The following is a 21,119-nucleotide window of genomic DNA, read 5'->3' on the forward strand; positions in this document are numbered from 1 at the left end:
CCTCACCTACTCATGGAGAAGCTTTCAAGCGTGCTGCTGGTCGATGACGACTCGACCAATAATTTCTTAAACGAGCTGCTCTTCAAGCAGCTCGAAGTAACCGACCTGTTGCTGACGGCGGAGGACGGAGCCCAGGCCCTGGACTTAATTAGTAGCATGCCCGACCTCAACGAGCCCACCCTGTTGCTGCTCGACGTGAAGATGCCCGGGATGGGGGGAATTGCCTTTCTGGAAGCCTTCCGGCAGCTCCCGTTGGCCCAAAGCCGGGCCACCGTCATTATCATGCTCACGACCACCATGGATGCCCGCGACCTGAGCCGCCTGGAGGAGCTCAACATTGCCGGGCTGGTGAGCAAGCCGCTCACCAAAGAGAAAATCGACCAGATTCTGCAGCTGCACTTCCAGCGGAACCTGCCCGCCAGCTAGCCACTCGGCGGCCATCCGTTACCAACACCAACCGAACTGACTTCACAGCGCGCAGGTGACCGGGCCCCGCTGCTGCGAATAGGCACAGCCACCGCCTACCCGGGCCCTACCGAGCTACTTGGCTAGGCGCCCCGGGCCAGCAGCACAATGCCGCCTACGATACTGAGCAGCCCCAGCAGCTGCGACCACGACAACGTTTCGCGCAGCACCAGTAGCCCCAGCACGGCCGTGAGCAGCACCGAGCCGCCCACGATAACCGGCGTGCCCACCGACGACGGCACGCCCCGGCTGAATACCACGAAGGTCAGAATTTCGGCCAGCCCGACGCCCAGGCCAGCCAGCGCGGCCAGGCCCAGCCCCCGGGCGCTAAGGGTAATGGGCTGGCCCTTTAGGTATAGCAGCAGCAGCCAGCCGGCTCCCAGCGCGGCGGCCACCAATTGCAGCACCACCGCCCCGGCCGCGCCGAAATATGGTCGGCGGCCAGCTTGATAAAGAAATTATAGCCCGCCAGACACAGCGCCGTGAGCAGGGCCAGCCCCAGCCAGGGCCCCACTAGGCCGGCTTATCGAGGCGCTTAAGCAGCTGCCGCTGCAGGCCCTGCCAGTTGTCGAACTCGTCGCTGTCTTCCCACTGTTCGCGCAGCTCCGACTCTTCGCGCAACACGGCCATTACGGCGTGCTGGGCCGGGCGGCGCAGGGGCTCAATGTGGTCGATGGAAAGGCGCGGGATGATGCCCAGCAAATCGTTGGGGAAGTTGCGGGCCGGCTTGCCCAGGATGGCCACCACGATTTCGGCGGCGGCCAGGGCCTCGCTGGCCACGTCGGCGTCGAGGTATTCGCCATCCGTGACGGCGGTCAGGGCCTGCTCCAGCATATCGGCCGAAGGTTCGGCTTTGAAGTCTTCGGCAAAATCGGCGGCCGTATCGTTGTCGAAATTATAGTAGCCCCAGGCTCCCATGTGCGCTGTTTTTTGAGAAATGAAGGGAAAGATAGAAATCAGTGCAAAGAAGCTAATTACGGCGACATTGTTTGCAATCGGGCTGTTAGCGCCCTTATTACTCTGGACTGGAGGCCGCCGCTGACTCTTCCAAGGCTTCCAGCGAATCGTTTACCGCAACACGGCCCGCAACGAATCGAAGTTGGGCAGCGGGTGGCTGGCCGGGTCGTAAGGCTGGCGGAAGTGATACTCGTCGGCCCCGGCGTGCACGGCGGCAGGCAACGCCAGCAGCACCGGCAGCCAGCGCACCGGCCGCAACGCGCCCCGCCCCCAATCTCGCACCACGCTCACCAGCCAGCAGGATCCACTTGTTGCCATAGCTACTACTGCCGCCAGCATCAGCCCGTCATACCTCAGATTACTAATGTAATCAGGGCCGGCATGCGCTATGCTCTGGGGTAGATCAGCAAGCAAAGGATAAATGGTCCAGCCCTCCAAAGAGCCGTAACGGAGCCAGTAGCCTGCATCAGCCTTCAGGTAGGCTACCCCGATAATGGCCGCCGATACCGCGCTGGCGCCCAGCGCCGCGTACCACCAGCCTGTTCCGCGCCGCGCCTCCATCCTACTTCAACTTTTCTTTAAGCAGCTCGATTTCGATGGCCGGCGAAATCTTCTCGTAGAGAATGTGGTAGGCCGCCGACGTGATGGGCATGGAAACCTGGAGCTTGCGGTTTATTTCGTAGATGCTTTTCACGGCGTAGTAGCCCTCGGCCACCATGTTCATTTCCAGCTGGGCCGATTTCACCGAGTAGCCCCGGCCCACCATGTTGCCGAAGGTGCGGTTGCGCGAAAACTGCGAGTAGGCCGTTACCAGCAGGTCGCCGAGGTAGGCCGAGCCCGAGAGGTCGCGGGGCTGGGGGTTGAGCGCGTGCACGAAGCGGCGCATTTCCTGCACCGCGTTGCTCACCAGCACCGCCTGGAAGTTGTCGCCGTAGCCCAGGCCGTGGGCAATGCCGCCGGTCAGGGCAATGATGTTCTTCATCACGGCGCAGTACTCGATGCCGTCGAGGTCGGTGGCGGGGTTGGCCTTCACGTAGCGGTTGCGCAGCAGCTGGCTGAACTCCTCGGCCAGCTCGGCATCGGGCGAGCCGATGGTGAGGTAGCTCTGCTTTTCGAGGGCCACTTCCTCGGCGTGGCAGGGCCCGGCCACCACCCCCAGCCGGGTGTGGGGCAGCCGAAACCGCTCGGCTACGTAGTCGGTCACGAGCACATTTTTGCCCGGAATCATGCCCTTGATGGCCGAAATAACCCGCTTGTCCTTCAGCGCGTCGCGGTCGAGCTTATCGAGGCTGCTTTGCACGAAGGCGGCCGGCACGGCCAGCACCAGCCAGTCGGCGGCGGCCACGGCTTCGTTCAGGTCGGTGGTCGGCTGCACCCGGTCGAGGTCGAGGGCCACCGACGACAGGTAGCGCGGGTTGTGGCGGGTGCGCAGCAGGTGCTGCACGTCGTCTTTGCTGCGCATCCACCAGTGCACGCGGCTACCGTTTTCCGACAGAATTTTGGTGAGTGCGGTGGCCCAGGAGCCGCCGCCGAGCATGGCAATTTTTTCCAAAACAGGGAAGCAGTGAAGTAGTGAATGAGGGACTGAGTAATGCCTGATGAGAAGGGTGAAATTACGCTTGTCATCCTGACGGAGAAAGGACCTGAACAGAGGCTAATCAGCAGTGAAATTAGCTCCTGCTCAGGTCCTATCTTCGTCAGGACGACAGAATCACTTCCTCCCCGAGTCACCTATTGCGCTGCAACGTCTTCTTTCAGCGCTTCCTTGTTGAGGCTTTTAGCGTCCTTTATCACTACTAGGGCACCGTCTTTAAGGGTTTTGGAGACGGCTCGGAATGGTCCGCTTACCACTTGGTCGCCGGCCTGGATGCCGCTCAGGATTTCTACGTTCTGGAAGTCACTGATACCGGTCTTCACGGGTGTCATCACGGCCTTGCCGTTGCGGATCAGGAATACTACCTCCTGCACGCTGGGCTTGAGGCCGGTGGCGGCTTCCTTCTCCGGATCGGCGGCGCTGCCGCGGTTCACGCGCACCCCGGGGCCGTCCTTTTTCTCTGCCATCACACTGTCCGAACGGGTTGTCACGGCGGCCAGCGGCACGCTCAGTACGTTGCTTTTGCGGTTGGTGATGATGTCGACGGAAGCCGTCATGCCGGGCCGGAAGGGCACCACGGTGCGGCCTTGCTTCGACTCGACGAGGTGACCGTAGGAAGTGGGCAGCAGGCGGATTTTCACCTCGAACTCGGTCACGGCCTCGGCCGTGAGGGCATCTTTGGCCGTGTTGGCAATGCTGGTCACGACGCCCTTGAACCGCTCGTCTTGGCTGGCGTAGGAGTCTACTTCCACGTCCACCGAGTCGCCGAGGGTCACGTTGATGATGTCGTTTTCATTCACACTCACCCGCACCTCCATCTCGTTGAGGTTGGCGATGCGCATGATTTCGGTACCGGCCATCTGGCTGGTGCCCACCACCCGCTCGCCGCGCTTCACGTTGAGCTTGCTCACGGTGCCGCTTACGGGCGCGTAAATGGTGGTTTTGTCGAGGTTGCGGCGGGCATCTTCGAGGCCGGCCTGGGCGCTGCGCACGCTGCTTTGGGCCCCTCGGATACCCTGGCGGGCCGAGTTAATTTCCTCCTGCGAGGCGTCGTAGGCGGCTTTACTGGCCTCGTAGTCGGCCTGCGAAATCACCTTCTGCTTATAGAGCGAGGCGTTGCGGCGGTAGGTAAGCTCGGTTTGGCGGGCGCTGGCGATGAGCTGCTGGAGGCGGGCCCGGGTCTGGGCCACGTTGGCCTGCTGGGTACCCACCACGGCGCTCTGCTGGCTTACCACGGCCTGGTAGTTATCGGGCCGGATGCGCAGCAGCAGCTGGCCCTTGCGCACCGAGTCACCTTCCTTCACGTAGAGCTCCGTGATTTCACCCGACACGTCGGGCGAAATGTTGACCTCGGTTTCCGGCTGCACCTTACCCGAGGCGCTAACTTTCTCGACGATGGTAGCGGGCGCGGCCTTGTCGGCCAGCACTTCGGTGCCGGCGGGCTGGCCCACCCAGCCCTGCTTCTTGGCAATCACAAAGCCAATGAGCGCCACCGCCAACACGGCCAGCAGAATATACAGGGTACGGTTCTTTTTCATATCGGAATCTGGGAAGGGAGGGAGCTTAGGGGCGTTAGTGATGATGGAAGGCGTGGCGGGTGGCGCTTACCTGCTACAGCGTAATGGGTTTGCCCTGGTAGAAATCGAGCACCTTGCGGCGGAAGATGAAGCTGTACTTGGCCTGAATCATGCTTGATTCGGCGGCCGTGAGGTTGTTTTTGGCGATGTTAAACTCCGTGCCGTTGAGCAGGCCGTTGTTGAAGCGGATTTCGGCGTTGCGGTAGGCCAGCGTCAGGGATTCTACCTGCTGGCGCGAAGCCAGGTACTGGCGCTGGGCGGCCAGCGCGTCGGCGTACGACTGCTGAATCGTCTGGCGCAGCACCAACCGGGCTTGCTCGGCGCGCACCTCGGCCAGCTGCTGGTTGATTTTGGCCCGCTGCACATTGGTACGGGCCGTCAGGCCGTTGAGAATCGGGATTTGCAGCGTGAACTGCAACGATTTACCCAGGTTGTCCTGGAGCTGGCTGCTGAACGTGGACGACTCGGCCGCGCGGACGGCCTGCTTGGGCGAGAGGGCGAAGAAGGGCGTGGAAGTAGGCAGGCCCGTTATGGGGTCGGCCGTAAACACGGGAAACGGAATCTGCACCGAGTCGCCGGTGGAAATGGGCCGCACGTAGAGCGAGGAGTAACCCGTGAAAATGCTGGCTCCAAACGCCAGCCGCGGGTAGTAAGCCCCGCGGGCCAAGTCTACGCCCCGGATGCTGCTCTGCACCCGCAGATCAGAAGCCTTGATTTCGGGCTGCCGGGTCTGGGCCGACTCAAACAGCAACGCGGGCGTTACGTCGCTGAGCGCCGATTCGTCGGGGTCGCTCAGCGTAGGCGTGGCAATGGTCAGGGCTCCGCTGGCGGCCTCATCGAGGTTGAGGTACTGGGCCAGCTGGAGCTTGGCCAGCGTGAGCTGGTTTTCGGCCGTGATGTTGTTGAGCTGGTCGGTCGAGAACTGGGCCTGAATGTCGAGCAGATTGCTTTCGGCTACCGCGCCAGCCCGCAGCAGCTTCTGGGTGCGCTCGACCTGGAGCTGGGTGCTGGCGGCCCGCACCTGGTTGGTGCGGAGCAGCTCCTGGGCCAGCAGGGTTTGCAGAAACGCCGAGGCCACGTTGAGTGACAAGTCGTTGCGGGCCTTCTCTACATCGTTGAGGGCCGCCTCGTAATCGAGCACGTTGCGCTGGATGGTGTTGCGCAGCTGGAAGCCCGAAAAGAGCGTGATCTGCGAAGCAGCCGAGAAGTTGTTGATGCGCGTAGTCTGGTTCTGGAAAACGTTGGTCAGCTGGTTGACGCTCGTACCGTAGTTCCAGGTCTGCGTACCGTTGAGGTTGGCCGAGGGCAGCCGGGCGGCCCGGCTTTGCAGCAGCGCCGCATCAATGGTCTGGGCATTGAGCTGGCTCTGGCGCACGTTCAGGTTGTGGGCCAGGGCGTACTCCACGGCCGCGGGCAGCGTCCAGGGGGCAGTGGGCGCGGCGGCCGGGGCCATGCTGCCGGCGGGCGGCTGCACGGGCGGCTGGGTTTGGGCCTGGGCGGGTGGCAGGGCCAGCAAACCGGAGCTGAGCAACCAATAGAAACGCTTCATAGCGAGCAGGTAAACAACAAATAGATGATAGCCGGCCTGGGGAAAGCGGGGGCCAGCGGCGCGGCCCCGGCCCGGGCTAATGCCGTTAAAGGTACCAGTTACGGCCGATATAGCGTTTAGCCAATCAACCAACCTGCCCATTCGGGGCTACAACGCCCCCGGGGCCGCCCCAGCGGGGCCGTTTAGTCGAGCGTCGGAATGTAGGTCAGGTGGTGGACCCAGCGCAGTTGGCGCAGGTATTCCAGGGTGATGGGACGCAGGGCGGTATCCATTTCAATGAACTGCCGGGCCGCGTCGTGCTTGCCCTTACGCGACACGAACATGGTGGCAATGTTGCAATCATCGCGCGAAATCACGGAAGCAATGAAGGCAATGGAGCCCACCTCGTCGTCGGCATCGATGATGAGCGTGTGCAGCGAGGCCGAAAAATCGGACGAGAAGCCATCGACCTCCACAATCCGGATGACGCCCCCGCCCCGGCTCTGGCCAATCACCTCCACGGCCCTGCCCGTACGCTCGTCGCGCAGTTGCAGCCGGATGGTGTTGGGGTGCATGGTGGAGGCGTTGCCCACGCCCTGGAACGTGTAATTCAGGCCGGCAGCCTGGGCGTGGTCGAAGGCCTCGCGGATGCGCACGTCGTCGGTGTTCATGCCCAGCAGCCCGGCCACGATGGCGCGGTCGGAGCCGTGACCCTCGTAGGTACGGGCAAACGAGTTGTAGAACGTGATGATGGCGTGGGTCGGCGTGCTGCCCAGAATCCGGATGGCGGCCCGCGCAATGCGCACCACGCCCGCCGTATGCGAGGAGCTGGGCCCGATCATCACCGGCCCGATCATATCAAAAATGCTGGATTTCTCTGCCATGGAGTAAAGGTAGGTTTTTGACAGAAGTGATGAGGTGAGAAGGTGATGGAGTGAGGAAAGGAACCGGCATGCGGAGCACCCTGGCTCTATGCGCCACATGCTCCGCATGCCGGTTCCTTTCTCCCTGCCCCCAATTCTTACCTTTACCCCTGCTATGGAAAACCCCGCCCCCGCCCCTACCAATTTCTCGCCGGCCGTGCTGGCCCAGCTGCAACGCCTGCAACAGCGCTACGCCGCCGACGACCAGGACCTGGCCGCCTACCTCGAAGGCTTTTACCACACCCGTTACCTGGGCTACTGGGACTACATCCAGCTCGAAACGCTGCTCAGCCTGCAACGCCCGTTAACCAACATTCCCGACGAGCGGATTTTTATCATCTACCACCAGATTACGGAGCTGTATTTCAAGCTCTGCCTCTGCGAGTACGAGCAGCTCGGCGACCTGGCCCAGCCCACCACCGAGGAGGTAACGCTGCGCGTGGGCCGCATCAACCGCTACTTCGAAAACCTGATCGACTCGTTTGATGTGATGGTGGACGGCATGGACAAGCACCAGTTTCTGGAGTTCCGGCTGGCCCTGATGCCGGCCTCGGGCTTCCAGAGCGTGCAATACCGCATGATTGAGCTGGCCAGCACCAGCCTCCACAACCTCGTGCCCGAGGAGCAGCGCCGCCTGCTGGGCGAGGCCGCCGCCCACGACGAGCTGCTGGGCTGCATCTATTGGAAGGCCGGGGCCACGGTGGTTGAAACCGGCGCCAAAGCCCTCACGCTCACCGAATTTGAAAAGAAGTACACCCACCAACTCGCCGACCACGCCCGCCAGTACGCCGAGCGCAACCTCTGGGCCGTGGTGCAGCGCCTGCCCGCCGGCCCCGAAGGCCAGCAGCACCCGCGCCTGCTACACCAGCTGCGCCAGCTCGACGTGAACGTGAACGTGAACTGGCCCCTGATGCACTACAAATCGGCCGTGCGCTACCTGGAGCGCAACCCCGACGCCATTGCCGCCACCGGGGGTACCAACTGGCAGCAGTACCTGCCTCCCAAATTCCAGCGCCGCATCTTCTACCCCCAACTCTGGACCGCCCAGGAGATCCAGGACTGGGGTAAAGGCTGGGTGGAAAGCGTGCTGGGCAGCGCGGAGTAAGGGAGGGCGTGAAGACACCTATCTAATCCTCCAGTACGCGCTTGGGTTAGACAGCAGGGCCTTCAAGACCATTAAAATTGGGCAGCAGGCCTAAGCTGCTAGGTCACGGCCTGCGCGCTTTCTCCATGCTTGAAAATAAACAAGGAAGCAGGCAACGGTTGGCGGCGTAGCGGAATCATTGGCGTTATTGAATGCCGCTTATCTGTGTACCCTGGTTTGCCTCATGCCGAAGTCCCTGTTTTTCGTTTTCTGGTTCGCAATTGCCTGCCCGGCCCTGGCCCAGCAGCCCACGCCGCCAGCCGCTGCTACCTACCGCGTCACCCCGCGCAAAGCCAACGAACTGGTGCACACCAAGCTGGCCGTGCGCTTCGACTACGCCAAACGCTACCTCTACGGCCAGGCCGAACTGACCCTGAAGCCGCACGGCGTGGCTACCGATTCGCTGGTGCTCGATGCCCAGGGCATGGACATTAAAACCGTCGAGTTGCAGCAGGGAATAACCCGCCTGCCGGTGAAGTTCAACTACAACCAACGCCAATTACTCATTCAGCTGGGCCGGAAAATGCCCGCTGGCCAGGCCTACACCATCCGCATCGACTACACGGCCAAACCCGACGAGCTGGACGCGAAAGGCAGCACGGCTATTGGGGAGGCGAAGGGCCTGTACTTCATTAACCCCGATAGCGCCGTGGCCGGCAAGCCCGTACAAATCTGGACCCAGGGCGAGACGGAATCGAACTCCGCCTGGTTTCCCACCATCGACAAGCCCAACCAGAAAACCACCACCGAAATCAGCCTGACCGTGCCCGCCAAGTACGTCACGCTCAGCAACGGGCGCCTGACCGGCCAGACGCCCGCCGGCCCCGGCCTGCGCACCGATACCTGGCGCCTCGACGAGCCCTGCGCGCCCTATCTGGTGATGCTGGCCGTGGGCGACTTCCGCATTACCCGCGACACCTGGCGCGGCAAGGAAGTCAGCTACTACCTCGAACCGCAGTATGCGGCCCAGGCCCGGGCCATTTTCGGCCGCACGCCGGCCATGCTGGAATTTTTCTCGCAGCGCCTTGGCGTAGATTTTCCGTGGCCTAACTACCGCCAGGTGGTAGTGCGCGACTACACGGCCGGCGCCATGGAAAACGCGACGGCCTCGCTGTTTGGCGAGCAGGCCCAGGGCACCGCCCGCGAGCTGCTCGACTGGGAGTACAACGGCGTGGAGCGCGAAATTGCCCACGAGCTATTCCACCACTGGTTTGGCGACTACGTGACGGCCGAGAGCTGGAGCAACCTGACCATGAACGAGTCGTTTGCTAATTTCAGCGAGGTGCTGTGGGCTGAGCATGCCCACGGTCCTGATGCCGGCGCAGAACAGGCCGAGCGCAGCCGCCGCAACTACCTGCGCGACCTGAGCAACCATACCAAGCCCCTGGTGCGCTTCCAGTACGCCCACCAGGAAGACCTGTTCGACAACGTAACTTACCAGAAGGGCGGCAGCATCCTGAACATGCTGCGCGCCGAGCTAGGCGAGGACGTGTTTTTTCGGGGCTTGCAGCGCTACCTTACGCAAAACGCCTTCGGAACCGGCGAGCCCCACCAGCTGCGGCTGGCCCTGGAAGAAGCCTCGGGCCGCGATTTGAACTGGTTTTTCGAGCAGTGGTACTACCGGGCCGGCCACCCCATTGTAACCATTGACTACCACTGGGATGCCACCCGAAAGCGCGAGTCCGTAATAATACACCAGACGCAGGCCGGCACGCCGTTCAGGCTGCCGCTGCAGGTCGATATCTACACGAATGGCCGCGCCCGGCGCTATGCGGCCACCCTGCGCCACGCCGTGGATACGCTCTATTTCCCCGCCGCCACCCGGCCCGAGCTGGTGAACGTGGATGCCGAAAAGGTGCTGCTCTGGCAGAAGCAGGACCATAAGACGCTGGCGAATTTCGCCTACCAGTACCGCCACGCCCCGCACTACCTCGACCACCGTGAGGCCCTCACCGCCGCCCAAAACCAACCCACCGACCCGCTGGCCCACCAAATCCTGCTCGGCGGCCTCCGCGACCAATCGGCCGCGCTCCGGCAGTCGGCCATCGAAGCCCTCGACCTTAAAAATACCGCACTACGCCAGGCCGCTACACCGGAACTAGCCCGGCTGGCCACCACCGATTCGGTTCCGCGCGTGCGGGCGGCGGCCTTGCTGGCGCTGGGGAGCCTTCGGGAAAAACGCTATCTAGCCGTATTCAGCCAAGCACTGGGCAGCCGCTCCTACGCGGTGCAGGGGGCCGCGCTGCAAGGCCTACTGCCCCTCGACCCCGCCCAGGCGCTGGCCCGCGCCACGGCTTTCGAGGCCGATAACCAGGGAGCCCTGACGGTAGCGCTAGCGAATGTATATGGCGCGGCCGGCGGTCCGGCGCAGTGGCCGCTGATGCTGACCAAATTCGACGCCGCCGACCCCAACGGGCGCTTCGGAATGCTGGATGGCTTCATTGAAATCCTCGGCCGCCTCGACGATGCCACGGCATTGGAGCAGGGCCTCACCCGCCTCCGCGACCTGACGGTGAAGTTCAAGCCGTACGTCGATTCGCAGCGGATTATTGGGTTGCTCCGGCAGGTGCAGCAGCGGCAGGCCACGCGGCCCCAGGCAGCGCGGGCGGCGGCCCTGGTTGCGCAGGCCACAGCCGCTATTGAGGCCGCGAAATAGGCCTTCTTGTAGTTTAAGTGAGCGAGCACCTGGTTATCCGGGCCGGTGTTTTGTGTGGTAGAAACGCCGATTTGTGTGGCTGGCTAAGGAGTTGGGGGCCGGACCTTTGCTTTATAAAGCAACTCCTTCAGTTAATTCGTCCTCAATATGAGCACTATCAAAAAAGTAGCCCTGGGCCGCCAGGGCCTGGAAGTATCGGTTGAGGGGCTGGGCCTGATGGGCATGACCGGCATGGCCTCGGGCCAGATGAGCGTGTATGGGGCGGCCGACGAAACGGAGTGCATTGCCACCATTCACCGTGCGCTGGAGCTGGGCGTAACCATGCTCGACACGGCCGACATTTATGGGCCGCTCGAAAACGAGCGTCTGGTAGCTAAGGCCGTGGCCGGCAAGCGCAGCCAGTACACGATTGCCACCAAATTCGGCTACGAGATTAACGATGCGGGCCACATGACCAATGCCCTGAATGGCCGGCCCGAGTACGTGCGCAAATCCATCGAACGCTCGCTCCAAAACCTGGGCACCGACTACGTAGACCTGTATTACCTGCACCGACTGGACCCCCATACGCCCATTGAGGACACCGTAGGGGCCATGAGTCGCCTCGTGGAAGAAGGCAAAGTGCGCTACCTGGGCCTGAGTGAAGTGCCCGGCGACATCATCCGCCGGGCCCATGCCGTGCACCCCATCACGGCCCTGCAAACCGAGTATTCGCTCTTTGACCGCCGTCCCGAAGAGGAAGACCTGCTGGCCACGGTGCGTGCGCTGGGAATCGGCTTCGTGGCCTACTCGCCGCTGGGCCGGGGCTTTTTGTCAGGCGAGATTACATCGCCCGACGACTTCGCGGCCGACGACTTTCGCCGCTTTTTCCCGCGCTACCAGGGCGCGAATTTCTATAAAAACCTGGAGCTGGTGCAGCAGCTCCAGACCCTGGCCCAAGCCAAGGGCGTAACCTCGGCCCAGCTGGCCCTGGCCTGGGTGCTGGCCCAGGGCGTGGTGGCCATCCCCGGCACCCGCCAGCGCAAAAACCTGGAAGCCAACGTGGCCGCCGCCAGCCTCGTGCTGAGCCCCACCGAACTGGCCGGGCTCGACGCCATTCTGCCAGTGGGCAGCGCCGCGGGCGCGGCCTACCCCGTAGGTTGAGTGGGAACGTAATGCGGAGCGCAGTGTAGCCCCTCGCACGGACGACTAACTCAACCGCCGACTTAGCGTTGATTGTTTCCCCGAGCGAGTCGCTCCGCATGACGTTCTTGTGTAATTAGCTGGTGCATCACATGAAAAATTCCGCCAAAGACTTTCGCATATTAGCTACCGTCAGCGACTACACCCGCTTCTATGGGCTGCCGGCGCCGGCCCACCCACTGCTCACGCTCATCGACCTGGGGAAAGCGCGGGAGCAGGCGGGCGGCCTCGATTTGACCACCATGCTGGGCCCGGTGGTGCTGCAACTCTACACGGTGTTTCTCAAGCGCGGCCTGAACGGGCCACTCTACTATGGGCACCAGTCCTACGACTTTCGGGAGGGCGTGCTGGGCTTCTCGGCCCCCGGCCAGGTCTTCCAGGTCGATGAGGTGTCAGACACGTCTCTCTTAACGGGCTGGATGCTGGTTTTTCATCCCGATTTGCTTGCCCGCTACCCGCTGGCCCAGAAAATAGCGGGCTACAGTTTCTTCTCTTACGAGGTGCACGAGGCCCTGCACCTCTCGGCCCAGGAGGAAACCCTGCTCGACAGCCTGCTGCACGGCCTCCGGCTGGAATACGAGCGGCCCATCGACGCCTTCAGCCACGACGTGCTTATTTCGCAGCTCGAAGTGCTGCTCAACTACGCCAACCGGTTCTACCATCGCCAGTTCCTGACCCGGCGCACGCCCGAGCACGACCTGCTCAACCGCTTCGAAACGCTGCTGCGGGGCTATTTCGCGCAGGATGGGCAATTGGCTCTGCCCACGGTACAGTTTTTCGCCGACGCCCTGCACGTTTCGCCGGCCTACCTGGGCGACATGCTGCGCACCCTCACCGGCCAGACCACCCAGCAGCATATCCATCACCAGCTGATGGAGAAAGCTAAGCAACTGCTCCTGACCACCTCGCTGTCCATCAACGAAACGGCGTTTCAGCTCGGCTTCGAGTACCCGCACTATTTCAGCCGGCTTTTCAAAAGCAAAACCGGACTGAGCCCAGGCGCCTTTCGCTTCTCGGCGCAGTAAGCGGCCCGGTGGTTGGCCTGTTTACTTCACGGCAAATGTCACTTGGGTATTCTCCCAGGCCATTGTTACCTGGCCGGTGCTGTTGGTCGTGATGGTGAACTGCTCCACGCGTTTGGCCACCTGGGTGGGCTGGGCAGGTACACGCAGCGTGTCCTGGGCGGGCTCGTACTCGTAGGCCCCCCACTGGTTGGGCGTTTTGTTGAAGATGATGGTCCATTCCTTCTCGGCGGGAATCGTGAACAGCGCGTACTTGCCGGCTGGCAGCGGCTTACCCTGCACCGTTACGGGCTTATCCACGGCGAAGGTCGTCGCCTCGTTGGCCCCCGTGCGCCAGACCTGGCCGTAGGGCACGAGCCCACCGAATACTTTACGCTCGTTGGCCGAGGGGCGGCTGTAGCGAATAGTGAGCGTGGCCCCGCTGGGCACGGTGGTCGAAACTGTCGCGGGCGGGCTGGGCCGGGTGGTTTTTTCTTTCGGCGACTGCGGCGTCTGCTCGGAGCAGGCCGAGAGCAACAGGGCCGCGCCGAGTAACGGGGCCAGGAAAATCCGCAGGGGCAACGGACGGAGAGCGGGCATAGGGAGCGGTGAAGTGAAGCGGGAGCGGCTAGCCAGGCTGGCAGTTCCCGCTGGCCCGCAATAATTATACCCCAAGTTAGGCCGTTGGTTGCTTTCAGGCCGCCACGGCGGCCCCAACGCCGGATTTTGGCCTACCTTCGCCCCGTTCCCGGCCCCTAATGCGGGTCGGCTGAGCGGCAGGTGGCCGGCCCCGGTGGGGCGGGCTGAAAAGGGAACCGGGTGCAACTCCCGGACAGACGCGCTACTGTGAGGGCGGGCCGCTCCGGCGGCTCCGGCTCCCCTTCGCGACCCATTACCCGCCACGGCGGGTGGAGAAGGGCGGGGAGCCGGACACCCGAGTCAGGAGACCTGCCCGCCGCTTGTACGACGAAGGCGGCTCCGCGACCCGAGCCCCTTGTTGAAAGCGGGGCGGGCCCACGGGCCTGGCCGGCGGTGGGCGCGGAAATCCGCGCCCACCGCCGGCGCGCGTTCAGCAGGGGGCAGCAAGTAGCGGGGTGGTTCCGGGAACCGCTTGTTTTCCTCCACCCTTCCCATTTCTGCCATGCTCACGCTCGACGAAAAAATCAGCCGCGCCGAAACCCGCATCTTCAAGGCGGTTTTCCCCAACACCACCAACCACTACGACACCCTGTTCGGCGGCACCACCCTGCACCTCATGGACGAGGTGGCCTTCATCACGGCCACCCGGTTTTCGCGCCTGAAAATGGTCACGGTTTCCTCCGACAAAGTCGATTTCACCCACCCCATTCCCGGCGGCACGCTGGTCGAGCTCATCGGCCGCGTCGAGCACGTGGGCCGTACCAGCCTCAAGGTGCGGGTCGAGCTATTCGTGGAGCAGATGTACTCCGACGACCGCCACCGGGCCGTGTCGGGCCTGTTTACCTTCGTGGCCATTGATGAGGACAAGCGCCCGGTGCCCATTCTGCCCGCTGAGTTGCGGCCGGAATCGGCGGCGTAGGCTGGCGGCGGGTGCGTATCTTTGCGCCGCGTAAAAGGATAACTCCCTTTCCCCCATTTCTATGTCCCTCTCCCCTTCCACGGCTCAGGAAATTGAGCTGCTGCTGCCCCCCGAGCAAGCCTACGACGAGCTGGCCCGCTACGAAGCCCTGCTGGCCGCCGCCGGTCTGCGCCCCGGCCAGGCCGATTTCGTGCACCTGCGCAAGCGTTCCGTCGATGCCCGGGGCCGCCAGCCGCTGGTTCGCCTGCGGGCCGATATTTACCGCCAGCGTCCGCCGGCCGAGCTGTTCGGGCCCTGGTTCACGTTTCCGGATGTTCGCCAGGCCACCCGCACGGTCCTGATTGTGGGGGCCGGGCCGGCGGGGCTGTTTGCGGCATTGCGGGCCATTGAGCTGGGCATCCGGCCGATTGTGGTGGAGCGCGGCAAGGATGTGCGCACCCGCCGCCGCGATTTGGCCGCCCTTAATAAGGAGCACGTGGTGAACCCCGACAGCAACTACTGCTTTGGCGAGGGCGGGGCCGGTACTTACTCCGACGGCAAGCTGTACACCCGGGCCACCAAGCGCGGCGACGTGCAGCGCGTACTCCGCCTGCTGGTGCAGCACGGCGCCACGCCCGACATTCTGGTGGATGCCCACCCCCACATCGGGACCAACAAGCTGCCGGCCGTGGTAGCCGCCCTGCGCGACTCGGTGCGGGAAGCAGGCGGGCAGGTGCTGTTTGAAACGCGGGTCGATGACCTGATCCTCACCGACAACTGCCTGCGCGGCGTGGTAACGGCCGCCGGCGAGGAGCTGACGGCCGACGCCGTGATTCTGGCCACCGGCCACTCGGCCCGCGACATCTACGAGCTGCTCCACCGCCGGGACGTGCTCATCGAGGCCAAGCCGTTTGCGCTGGGCGTGCGCGTCGAGCACCCCCAGCAGCTCATCGACCAGGCCCAGTACCGCCGCCCCGACCGGGGCCCGCTGCCTGCCGCCTCGTATGCGCTGGTGCACCAAACGCAAGTGCAAAACGAGCAGCGCGGCGTGTTTTCGTTCTGCATGTGCCCGGGCGGCTTTATTGTGCCGGCCGCCACGGCCCCCGGCGAGGTGGTGGTAAACGGCATGAGCCCCAGCCGCCGCGACTCCCGGTTCGCCAACTCGGGTATCGTGGCGGCCGTGGAGCTGAGCGATATGGACCTGCGCCAGCACGGCCCGCTGGCCGGCCTGCACCTGCAGCAGCAAATCGAGCAGCGCGCCTGCCTGCTGGCCGGCAACTCCCAGCGTGCCCCGGCCCAGCTGCTGGGCGACTTTCTGAAGAAGAAAACTTCGGCCCAGCTGCTGGAAACCAGCTATCAGCCCGGCCTCGTATCGGTGCCCATGGACGAGGTGCTGGGCGCGAACCTGGCCGACCGATTGCGCCAGGGCTTTGCCAACTTCGGCCGCAAAATACCCGGCTACGCCACCAACGTGGCCCAGATTGTGGGCGTGGAAAGCCGCACCTCCTCGCCCGTGCGCATCCCCCGCGACCGGGACACGCTGGAGCACCCAGTAGTGCGCGGCCTGTTTCCGTGCGGCGAGGGCGCGGGCTACGCCGGCGGCATCGTGTCGGCGGCCATGGATGGCGAGCGGTGCGCCGAGGCGGTGCGGGCAATGGTGGGAGCGGCGTAGCATCCATTCTCCCACCTCGCGAACGTCCACTCCTACAACTCCCGTAACCGACTTTCCTGATGCTTCGCCTACTCCGTACCGATTCCGACAACCCCGATTTCCTGCGGCTGGTCCGGCTGCTCGATGCGGATTTGGCCGTGCGCGACGGGGCCGAGCACGCCTTTTACGCCCAACTCAACCAGGCCGCCATGGCCCACCTGCGCCACGCCGTGGTGGTCTACCAGGACGACGAGCCGGTGGCGTGCGGGGCCTTTAAGGAGTTCGCCCCCGATTTAGTGGAAATCAAGCGCGTGTTTGTGCAGCCGGCGTTTCGCGGATTGGGCGCGGCGCGGGCGGTACTGGCGGAGTTGGAGCAATGGGCCGACGAGTTGGACTACGCGGGCTACGTGCTTGAAACCGGCCAAAACCAGCCCGAGGCCATCCGGCTTTACGAAAGCAGCGGCTACCGGCGCACCCCCAATTTCGGGCAGTACGCGGGGGTGTACAACAGTGTGTGCATGCGCAAAAACGCAGATGGGTCGGCGTAGCTTGGCTACGTTATTATGGCCAGTTTAAAAACTGCCGTCTAAATAAACACAGACTGGCCTTCTCTTCTGCATTAACTCTGGTTAGGCATCTTTGCTCTGATGCTCTACCGTATTGCGCTGCCATGTTGACGATTAAAGAGTTTTTCGCCCTAGACGATATAATAAAGGTTCGGTGGGGGCGCCACGCCTTCCGGTACGTGGATTACTGCGGGCTTCATCCCCTGCGGCCCTTGGAAAGCGGCGCCTATCCTTGTACACCGACGAACACGCTCAGCTTCGCAAGAACGGGGGGCGATGGCGTCCACTTTGGCCTGCTCAACGCCCGCGACGAAACCGCCGCGGGTCCGGTGGTCATGACGGTGCCCATGAAGGAGGCAAACGTGGTGGTAGCCGAAACCTTGGCGGAGTTTTTGGGCATTGGGAACCGAATGGGCTGGTTTGAACTCGAACAACTGGCCTACGATGCCTCCCGAACCGTGGCCTGCTACGCCGCAGCGCCCGCGGAGATGTCGACCCAGGAGCAAACCTTTCTCGACCTAGTTCGCACCGAACTGTGCGTGGCTCCCGTGGTCCTCACGTCCGAGCGCCTCGCGGACCTCAACCGGCGCTACTTGCCCCAACTGCATGTTCCGCCTTTCGAGGGTTAGTTACGCTCCTTTGGGGCAACCCAACAAAGTGGTACGCCCGCCTGCTAGCACTCGACAAACCAGGGGCCGCAGTTGCACCTGGATTGCGGAAGAGGCTACCTGGTTGTCGACTTAGATTCTCGTTTGGAGTTGGACTCCTTGCTAAGCAGGGATACCCATACTGTGAGCAAGCGATTTTGCTAGGGCTATCAAAAATTGAGCGATGTGGTGCATGAGACCTCCCATATTTTTAGCTGATGAGTTTAGTTAGAAATAGTTGAGGAGTAATACTAACAGATTGCTTGCAAATATCGATGGCACTCTAAATTAGACAGGAAAGAGAAAACGGCCCGCTACGGGCGGGCTCCCTTAGGGGAAATTCCACTTAATATAACAGACGTTCTCAGCCACCTCCCGGAATCGTAGTGGTTTTCGAGCCGGCTAGCCGTTGTACCCGGCGTGGTATTTACCTTGATGCGTGTCGCTTCGCTACCTTTCGCGCTACGTTATAAAATACCAACGACGCCAGCTCACCGCTCGTCTTCCTAGCAGCTACTCTTACTTTTTATGTGGACTTCTTCCCGCAAGCGCTTACGCCGCCTGGAGGCGGCTTGGCAGCAGCCGGCAGCGCGCTCCTCCCACTTGCCCTGGGTAGCCCGCTACTACAACCAGGTGCAATACGAGCCCGCGTACCACCGCCTACCCGACCAAACCTGGGAGGACCTGAACGGCGAACTGCTCTTCGAACTGCTCGATGCCACGGTGAGCCGGGTGGGCCAGCAGTGCCTTTACCACCGCCTGCGCAGTCCGCTCGCCGATGAGGCCACTTTGCACGAGTTTGATGCCGCCGCGACCCTGCTGGCCCAGCAACCCGTGGCCCGTGGGCAGGCCCTGCTCGCCCTCGACCAGCTGACGGCCGACGAAACATACTTCCTGGCCGATTTGATTAGTGGGGAGCCCCTGCCCACATTGCCCGGCGCCCGCGTCGCGCCGCTGCTCGCGCTGGGGCTGTTGGCCACGTTGATCGGGGGCTTTTGGCTGCCCGTGCTCTGGTTGGGCACGGGGGTGTTTGCCCTCATCAATTCTGTGTTTCACTTCTGGCAGCGCACGCGAATTCAGCGCATAATTCGCCCGCTGATGCAACTGGGCCGCTTGCACCGGGCAGGGCGGGCGTTGTGCCAGGCGACCCTGCCCCTGCGGCCGCTCGAACAGCTGGCCACGCCCCTGGACCGGCTGGGAGGTATTTTGCGGCAAGTGACTTTCTTTCAGGTGGAGGATAATTTGGGGATACTGGAACTGCTCAAGCTACTGCTGATGCTCGACCAGTTGGTGTATGCCCGCTGCCGGGTGGCCGTGCAGCGGCAGGCGCCCGCCATTCGGACCATCTTTGAGGCAGTCGGCTACGTCGATTGTGCCCTGGCGGTGGCCAGCTTTCGGCAACGTTACGCCACCTGCGTGCCGCACTTTGGGCCGGCCGCCGAGGGCATCCGGCTGCAAGCCGGCTACCACCCGCTGGTGCCGGGCTGCGTGCCGAATGACCTCACCCTATCCGGGCAGGGCGTCTTACTTACCGGCTCGAACATGGCCGGCAAAACCACCTTTATGCGCACGCTGGGCGTGAATGCCCTGCTGGCTCAAACCGTGGCTACGTGCCCGGCCACCGCCTACCACGCCCCTTTTTGCCGGGTGCTCACCAGCCTCACGCTGGCCGACAGCCTGCCCACGGGCAAGAGCTATTACCTGGTGGAAGCCGAAACCATGCGGCAGCTGCTGCTGGCCTGCGACGCGGCCCCCGGCAGCTACCTATTGCTGCTCGATGAGCTGTTCAAAGGCACGAATACCCAGGAGCGCATCGCCGCTAATAAGGCCGTACTGGCCTACCTGCAGCCGCGCGGCTGGGTAGTGGCGGCCACCCACGATGGGGAGCTGGGGGCGCTGTTGGAGTCGTGCTACGTTGAATACCACTTCTGCGAGACCGTCACGGCGGAAGACTGGTACTTCGACTACCGTCTCAAAGCCGGGCCGCTCACCACGCGCAATGCCATCCGGTTGCTGGCCCGCCTGCACTACCCGGCGCAGGTGGTAGCCGATGCGCAGGCGCTCAGTGCCACGCTGGCCGCGCGGGCGCAAGCTGGCAGCGCGCGAACCACCACACCGGAAGAACTTATTTCCGTGGCTGGTTCGAACAGCTGGAGAGAAAATCAGTTAGACCAAGGGGTTCAGCACAGCGACAGTAGCCTGCGTTGAGCGCAGCTCTTTAGGCGCCGCAAATGGTTATTTGCAAGACGCTGTAAACAACCATTTCACGCACTCTTGACAACCGTGCGTATGACGTTACGAGCGCTCAACCCTCATCTAAACCATCCGTTTACTTCCTCCCCTCATGAACCTCACCAACAACATCATCCTGATTACCGGCGGCAGCGGCGGCATTGGCCTGGCCCTCACCGAGCGGCTGCACGCGGCGGGCAACACGCTGCTTATTTGTGGGCGCGACGAGGCCAAGCTGCGGGCCGCCGCCGAGCGGCTGCCGGGTTTGCGGACGCTGGTCTGCGACGTGGCCCGGGCCGAGGAACGGGTCCGGCTGTTCGAGTGGGCAACCGCCAAATGCCCCGCCCTGAACGTGCTGGTCAACAACGCCGGCATTCAGCGGCTCGTGGACCTGCACACCGCGCCCGCCGACTGGACCGTGCGGGCCGCCGAAATTGCCATCAACTTTGAAGCGCCGGTGCATTTGTGCCAGCTGTTTGCCGGGCACTTGGCGGGGCAAACGGCGCCCGCTATTCTCAACGTGTCGTCGGGGCTGGGTTTCGTGCCGCTGGCGTCGGTGCCGATTTACAGCGCCACCAAGGCCGCCATGCACTCGTTCACGCAGTCGTTGCGCTGGCAGCTGGCCGATTCGGGCATCACGGTGGTAGAAATTATTCCGCCGGCCGTGCACACGGATTTGGGCGAAACCGACCACTCCTTTGGCATGCCCCTGGACGCTTACGCCGACGACGTGCTGCGCCAGCTGGCCACCGACGCCCCGGAAGTGGCTACCGGCTTTGCCGCCCAGGCCCACCGGGCTTCGCGCGAGCAGCTGGATACGGCGTTTGCCGGCCTCAACAAGCGGTAATTCTCCTGGGTTCTGTTTTCTAAAGCCCGTTCTACTGCTGGCAGGGCGGGCTTTGCCGTTGGCCCCTGGCGGACGTGGAACAGTGGGGCGGGCGGCAGTTGTTGCACGGGCGAAAGGCGGCACCTGGTACTACTTTGCGGCTGGCCTTGCGTATAGCCCAACTAGTTTGCGGGGGTTGGGCACAGCTTCACGCGTCCAAATCTCCCCGTTCGCAATCATCCAATATTCTCCTTCCCATGAAAAAGACCCTCGTTCTTGGGGCTACCGATAACCCCGCCCGCTACGCTTACCGCGCCGTGCATCAGCTCAAGCAGCACGGCCACGAAGTGGTGCCGGTGGGCATCCGCAAGGGCCAAGTGGCCGGCCTCGATATTCGCAACGACCGCCCCGCCGCCGAAGCCGTGGACACGGTGACGCTCTACGTTGGCCCCCAGAACCAGCCCGGCTGGTACGACTACATCCTTGACCTGAACCCCAAACGCATCATCTTCAACCCCGGCACCGAAAACCCCGAGTTGGAGAAGCTGGCCCAGCAGCGCGGCATCGAAACCGAAGAAGCCTGCACGCTGGTGATGCTGAGCGTGGGGCAGTATTAAGTTAGCAACTTAAAAG

The 21,119-nt window shown here is 63.1% G+C and carries 20 protein-coding genes and 1 riboswitch; of the genes, 12 read left to right on the forward strand and 8 right to left on the reverse strand.

Annotated features, from left to right (window positions below; translation table 11 throughout):
• Nucleotides 1-12: 12 nt before the first annotated feature.
• A complete protein-coding gene (locus CDA63_RS06010) occupies nucleotides 13-426 on the forward strand; it encodes a response regulator (protein ID WP_088463548.1) in 414 nt (137 codons plus the stop codon).
• A 122-nt stretch (nucleotides 427-548) separates the two neighbouring features.
• Here CDA63_RS06010 and CDA63_RS06015 read toward each other — a convergent pair whose 3' ends face one another.
• The 7 genes from CDA63_RS06015 to sdaAB form a co-directional block, all read right to left on the reverse strand.
• Nucleotides 549-872, reverse strand: a complete 324-nt coding sequence (locus CDA63_RS06015) for a hypothetical protein (RefSeq protein ID WP_199797503.1) — start codon at nucleotides 870-872, stop codon at nucleotides 549-551.
• 106 nt (nucleotides 873-978) lie between these two features.
• A complete protein-coding gene (locus tag CDA63_RS06020) occupies nucleotides 979-1,383 on the reverse strand; it encodes a DUF4259 domain-containing protein (protein ID WP_088463549.1) in 405 nt (134 codons plus the stop codon).
• Between the two features lie 150 nt (nucleotides 1,384-1,533).
• A complete protein-coding gene (locus tag CDA63_RS20775) occupies nucleotides 1,534-1,983 on the reverse strand; it encodes a hypothetical protein (RefSeq protein ID WP_088463550.1) in 450 nt (149 codons plus the stop codon).
• Nucleotide 1,984: 1 nt separating this feature from the next.
• Nucleotides 1,985-2,974 carry an NAD(P)H-dependent glycerol-3-phosphate dehydrogenase gene (locus CDA63_RS06030; RefSeq protein WP_088463551.1) on the reverse strand — a complete coding sequence of 330 codons (990 nt, stop codon included), beginning with the start codon at nucleotides 2,972-2,974 and terminating at the stop codon, nucleotides 1,985-1,987.
• Nucleotides 2,975-3,153: 179 nt separating this feature from the next.
• A complete protein-coding gene (locus CDA63_RS06035; protein ID WP_088463552.1) occupies nucleotides 3,154-4,554 on the reverse strand; it encodes an efflux RND transporter periplasmic adaptor subunit in 1,401 nt (466 codons plus the stop codon).
• Between the two features lie 73 nt (nucleotides 4,555-4,627).
• Nucleotides 4,628-6,142, reverse strand: coding sequence for a TolC family protein (locus CDA63_RS06040; RefSeq protein WP_165768213.1), 1,515 nt, complete (start codon nucleotides 6,140-6,142; stop codon nucleotides 4,628-4,630).
• 182 nt (nucleotides 6,143-6,324) lie between these two features.
• Nucleotides 6,325-7,005: an L-serine ammonia-lyase, iron-sulfur-dependent subunit beta gene (sdaAB, locus tag CDA63_RS06045; RefSeq protein WP_088463554.1), complete on the reverse strand. Its 681-nt coding sequence runs from the start codon at nucleotides 7,003-7,005 to the stop codon at nucleotides 6,325-6,327.
• Nucleotides 7,006-7,159: 154 nt separating this feature from the next.
• Between sdaAB and CDA63_RS06050 the strand changes: the two genes are divergently transcribed.
• From CDA63_RS06050 to CDA63_RS06065, 4 genes are all read left to right on the forward strand, one after another.
• The gene (locus CDA63_RS06050; RefSeq protein ID WP_088463555.1) at nucleotides 7,160-8,149 is read left to right on the forward strand and encodes a tryptophan 2,3-dioxygenase family protein; all 990 of its coding nucleotides are present in this window, start codon (nucleotides 7,160-7,162) and stop codon (nucleotides 8,147-8,149) included.
• 223 nt (nucleotides 8,150-8,372) lie between these two features.
• Entirely contained in the window at nucleotides 8,373-10,844 is a 2,472-nt protein-coding gene (locus CDA63_RS06055; RefSeq protein WP_088463556.1) for a M1 family metallopeptidase, read from the forward strand.
• A 147-nt stretch (nucleotides 10,845-10,991) separates the two neighbouring features.
• Nucleotides 10,992-11,987: an aldo/keto reductase gene (locus tag CDA63_RS06060; RefSeq protein WP_088463557.1), complete on the forward strand. Its 996-nt coding sequence runs from the start codon at nucleotides 10,992-10,994 to the stop codon at nucleotides 11,985-11,987.
• Nucleotides 11,988-12,118: 131 nt separating this feature from the next.
• A complete protein-coding gene (locus tag CDA63_RS06065; RefSeq protein WP_088463558.1) occupies nucleotides 12,119-13,051 on the forward strand; it encodes a helix-turn-helix domain-containing protein in 933 nt (310 codons plus the stop codon).
• A 21-nt stretch (nucleotides 13,052-13,072) separates the two neighbouring features.
• Here the strand turns inward: CDA63_RS06065 and CDA63_RS06070 are convergent, their stop codons facing one another.
• Nucleotides 13,073-13,627 carry a DUF2911 domain-containing protein gene (locus CDA63_RS06070; RefSeq protein WP_088463559.1) on the reverse strand — a complete coding sequence of 185 codons (555 nt, stop codon included), beginning with the start codon at nucleotides 13,625-13,627 and terminating at the stop codon, nucleotides 13,073-13,075.
• Nucleotides 13,628-13,788: 161 nt separating this feature from the next.
• A riboswitch (cobalamin riboswitch) is annotated at nucleotides 13,789-13,997 on the forward strand.
• A 171-nt stretch (nucleotides 13,998-14,168) separates the two neighbouring features.
• On the opposite strand from CDA63_RS06070, the gene CDA63_RS06075 reads away from it, so the two are divergent.
• The 7 genes from CDA63_RS06075 (at nucleotide 14,169) to CDA63_RS06105 (ending at nucleotide 21,103) form a co-directional block, all read left to right on the forward strand.
• Nucleotides 14,169-14,585, forward strand: coding sequence for an acyl-CoA thioesterase (locus tag CDA63_RS06075; RefSeq protein WP_088463560.1), 417 nt, complete (start codon nucleotides 14,169-14,171; stop codon nucleotides 14,583-14,585).
• Nucleotides 14,586-14,646: 61 nt separating this feature from the next.
• Nucleotides 14,647-16,236: an NAD(P)/FAD-dependent oxidoreductase gene (locus tag CDA63_RS06080; RefSeq protein WP_088463561.1), complete on the forward strand. Its 1,590-nt coding sequence runs from the start codon at nucleotides 14,647-14,649 to the stop codon at nucleotides 16,234-16,236.
• Nucleotides 16,237-16,295: 59 nt separating this feature from the next.
• On the forward strand, nucleotides 16,296-16,763 hold the full coding sequence (locus tag CDA63_RS06085; RefSeq protein ID WP_088463562.1) for a GNAT family N-acetyltransferase: 468 nt from the start codon (nucleotides 16,296-16,298) through the stop codon (nucleotides 16,761-16,763).
• Between the two features lie 122 nt (nucleotides 16,764-16,885).
• Nucleotides 16,886-17,410, forward strand: coding sequence for a hypothetical protein (locus CDA63_RS06090; protein WP_088463563.1), 525 nt, complete (start codon nucleotides 16,886-16,888; stop codon nucleotides 17,408-17,410).
• Between the two features lie 546 nt (nucleotides 17,411-17,956).
• Complete coding sequence (locus tag CDA63_RS06095; protein ID WP_088463564.1) at nucleotides 17,957-19,636, forward strand: MutS-related protein; 1,680 nt, start codon at nucleotides 17,957-17,959, stop codon at nucleotides 19,634-19,636.
• Nucleotides 19,637-19,772: 136 nt separating this feature from the next.
• Nucleotides 19,773-20,507: an SDR family oxidoreductase gene (locus CDA63_RS06100; protein ID WP_088463565.1), complete on the forward strand. Its 735-nt coding sequence runs from the start codon at nucleotides 19,773-19,775 to the stop codon at nucleotides 20,505-20,507.
• A gap of 236 nt (nucleotides 20,508-20,743) precedes the next feature.
• Nucleotides 20,744-21,103, forward strand: coding sequence for a CoA-binding protein (locus CDA63_RS06105; RefSeq protein ID WP_088463566.1), 360 nt, complete (start codon nucleotides 20,744-20,746; stop codon nucleotides 21,101-21,103).
• The last annotated feature ends 16 nt before the right edge of the window (nucleotides 21,104-21,119 follow it).

This window comes from Hymenobacter amundsenii, from assembly GCF_002204745.1.
In the GTDB taxonomy this organism is placed as follows: domain Bacteria; phylum Bacteroidota; class Bacteroidia; order Cytophagales; family Hymenobacteraceae; genus Hymenobacter; species Hymenobacter amundsenii.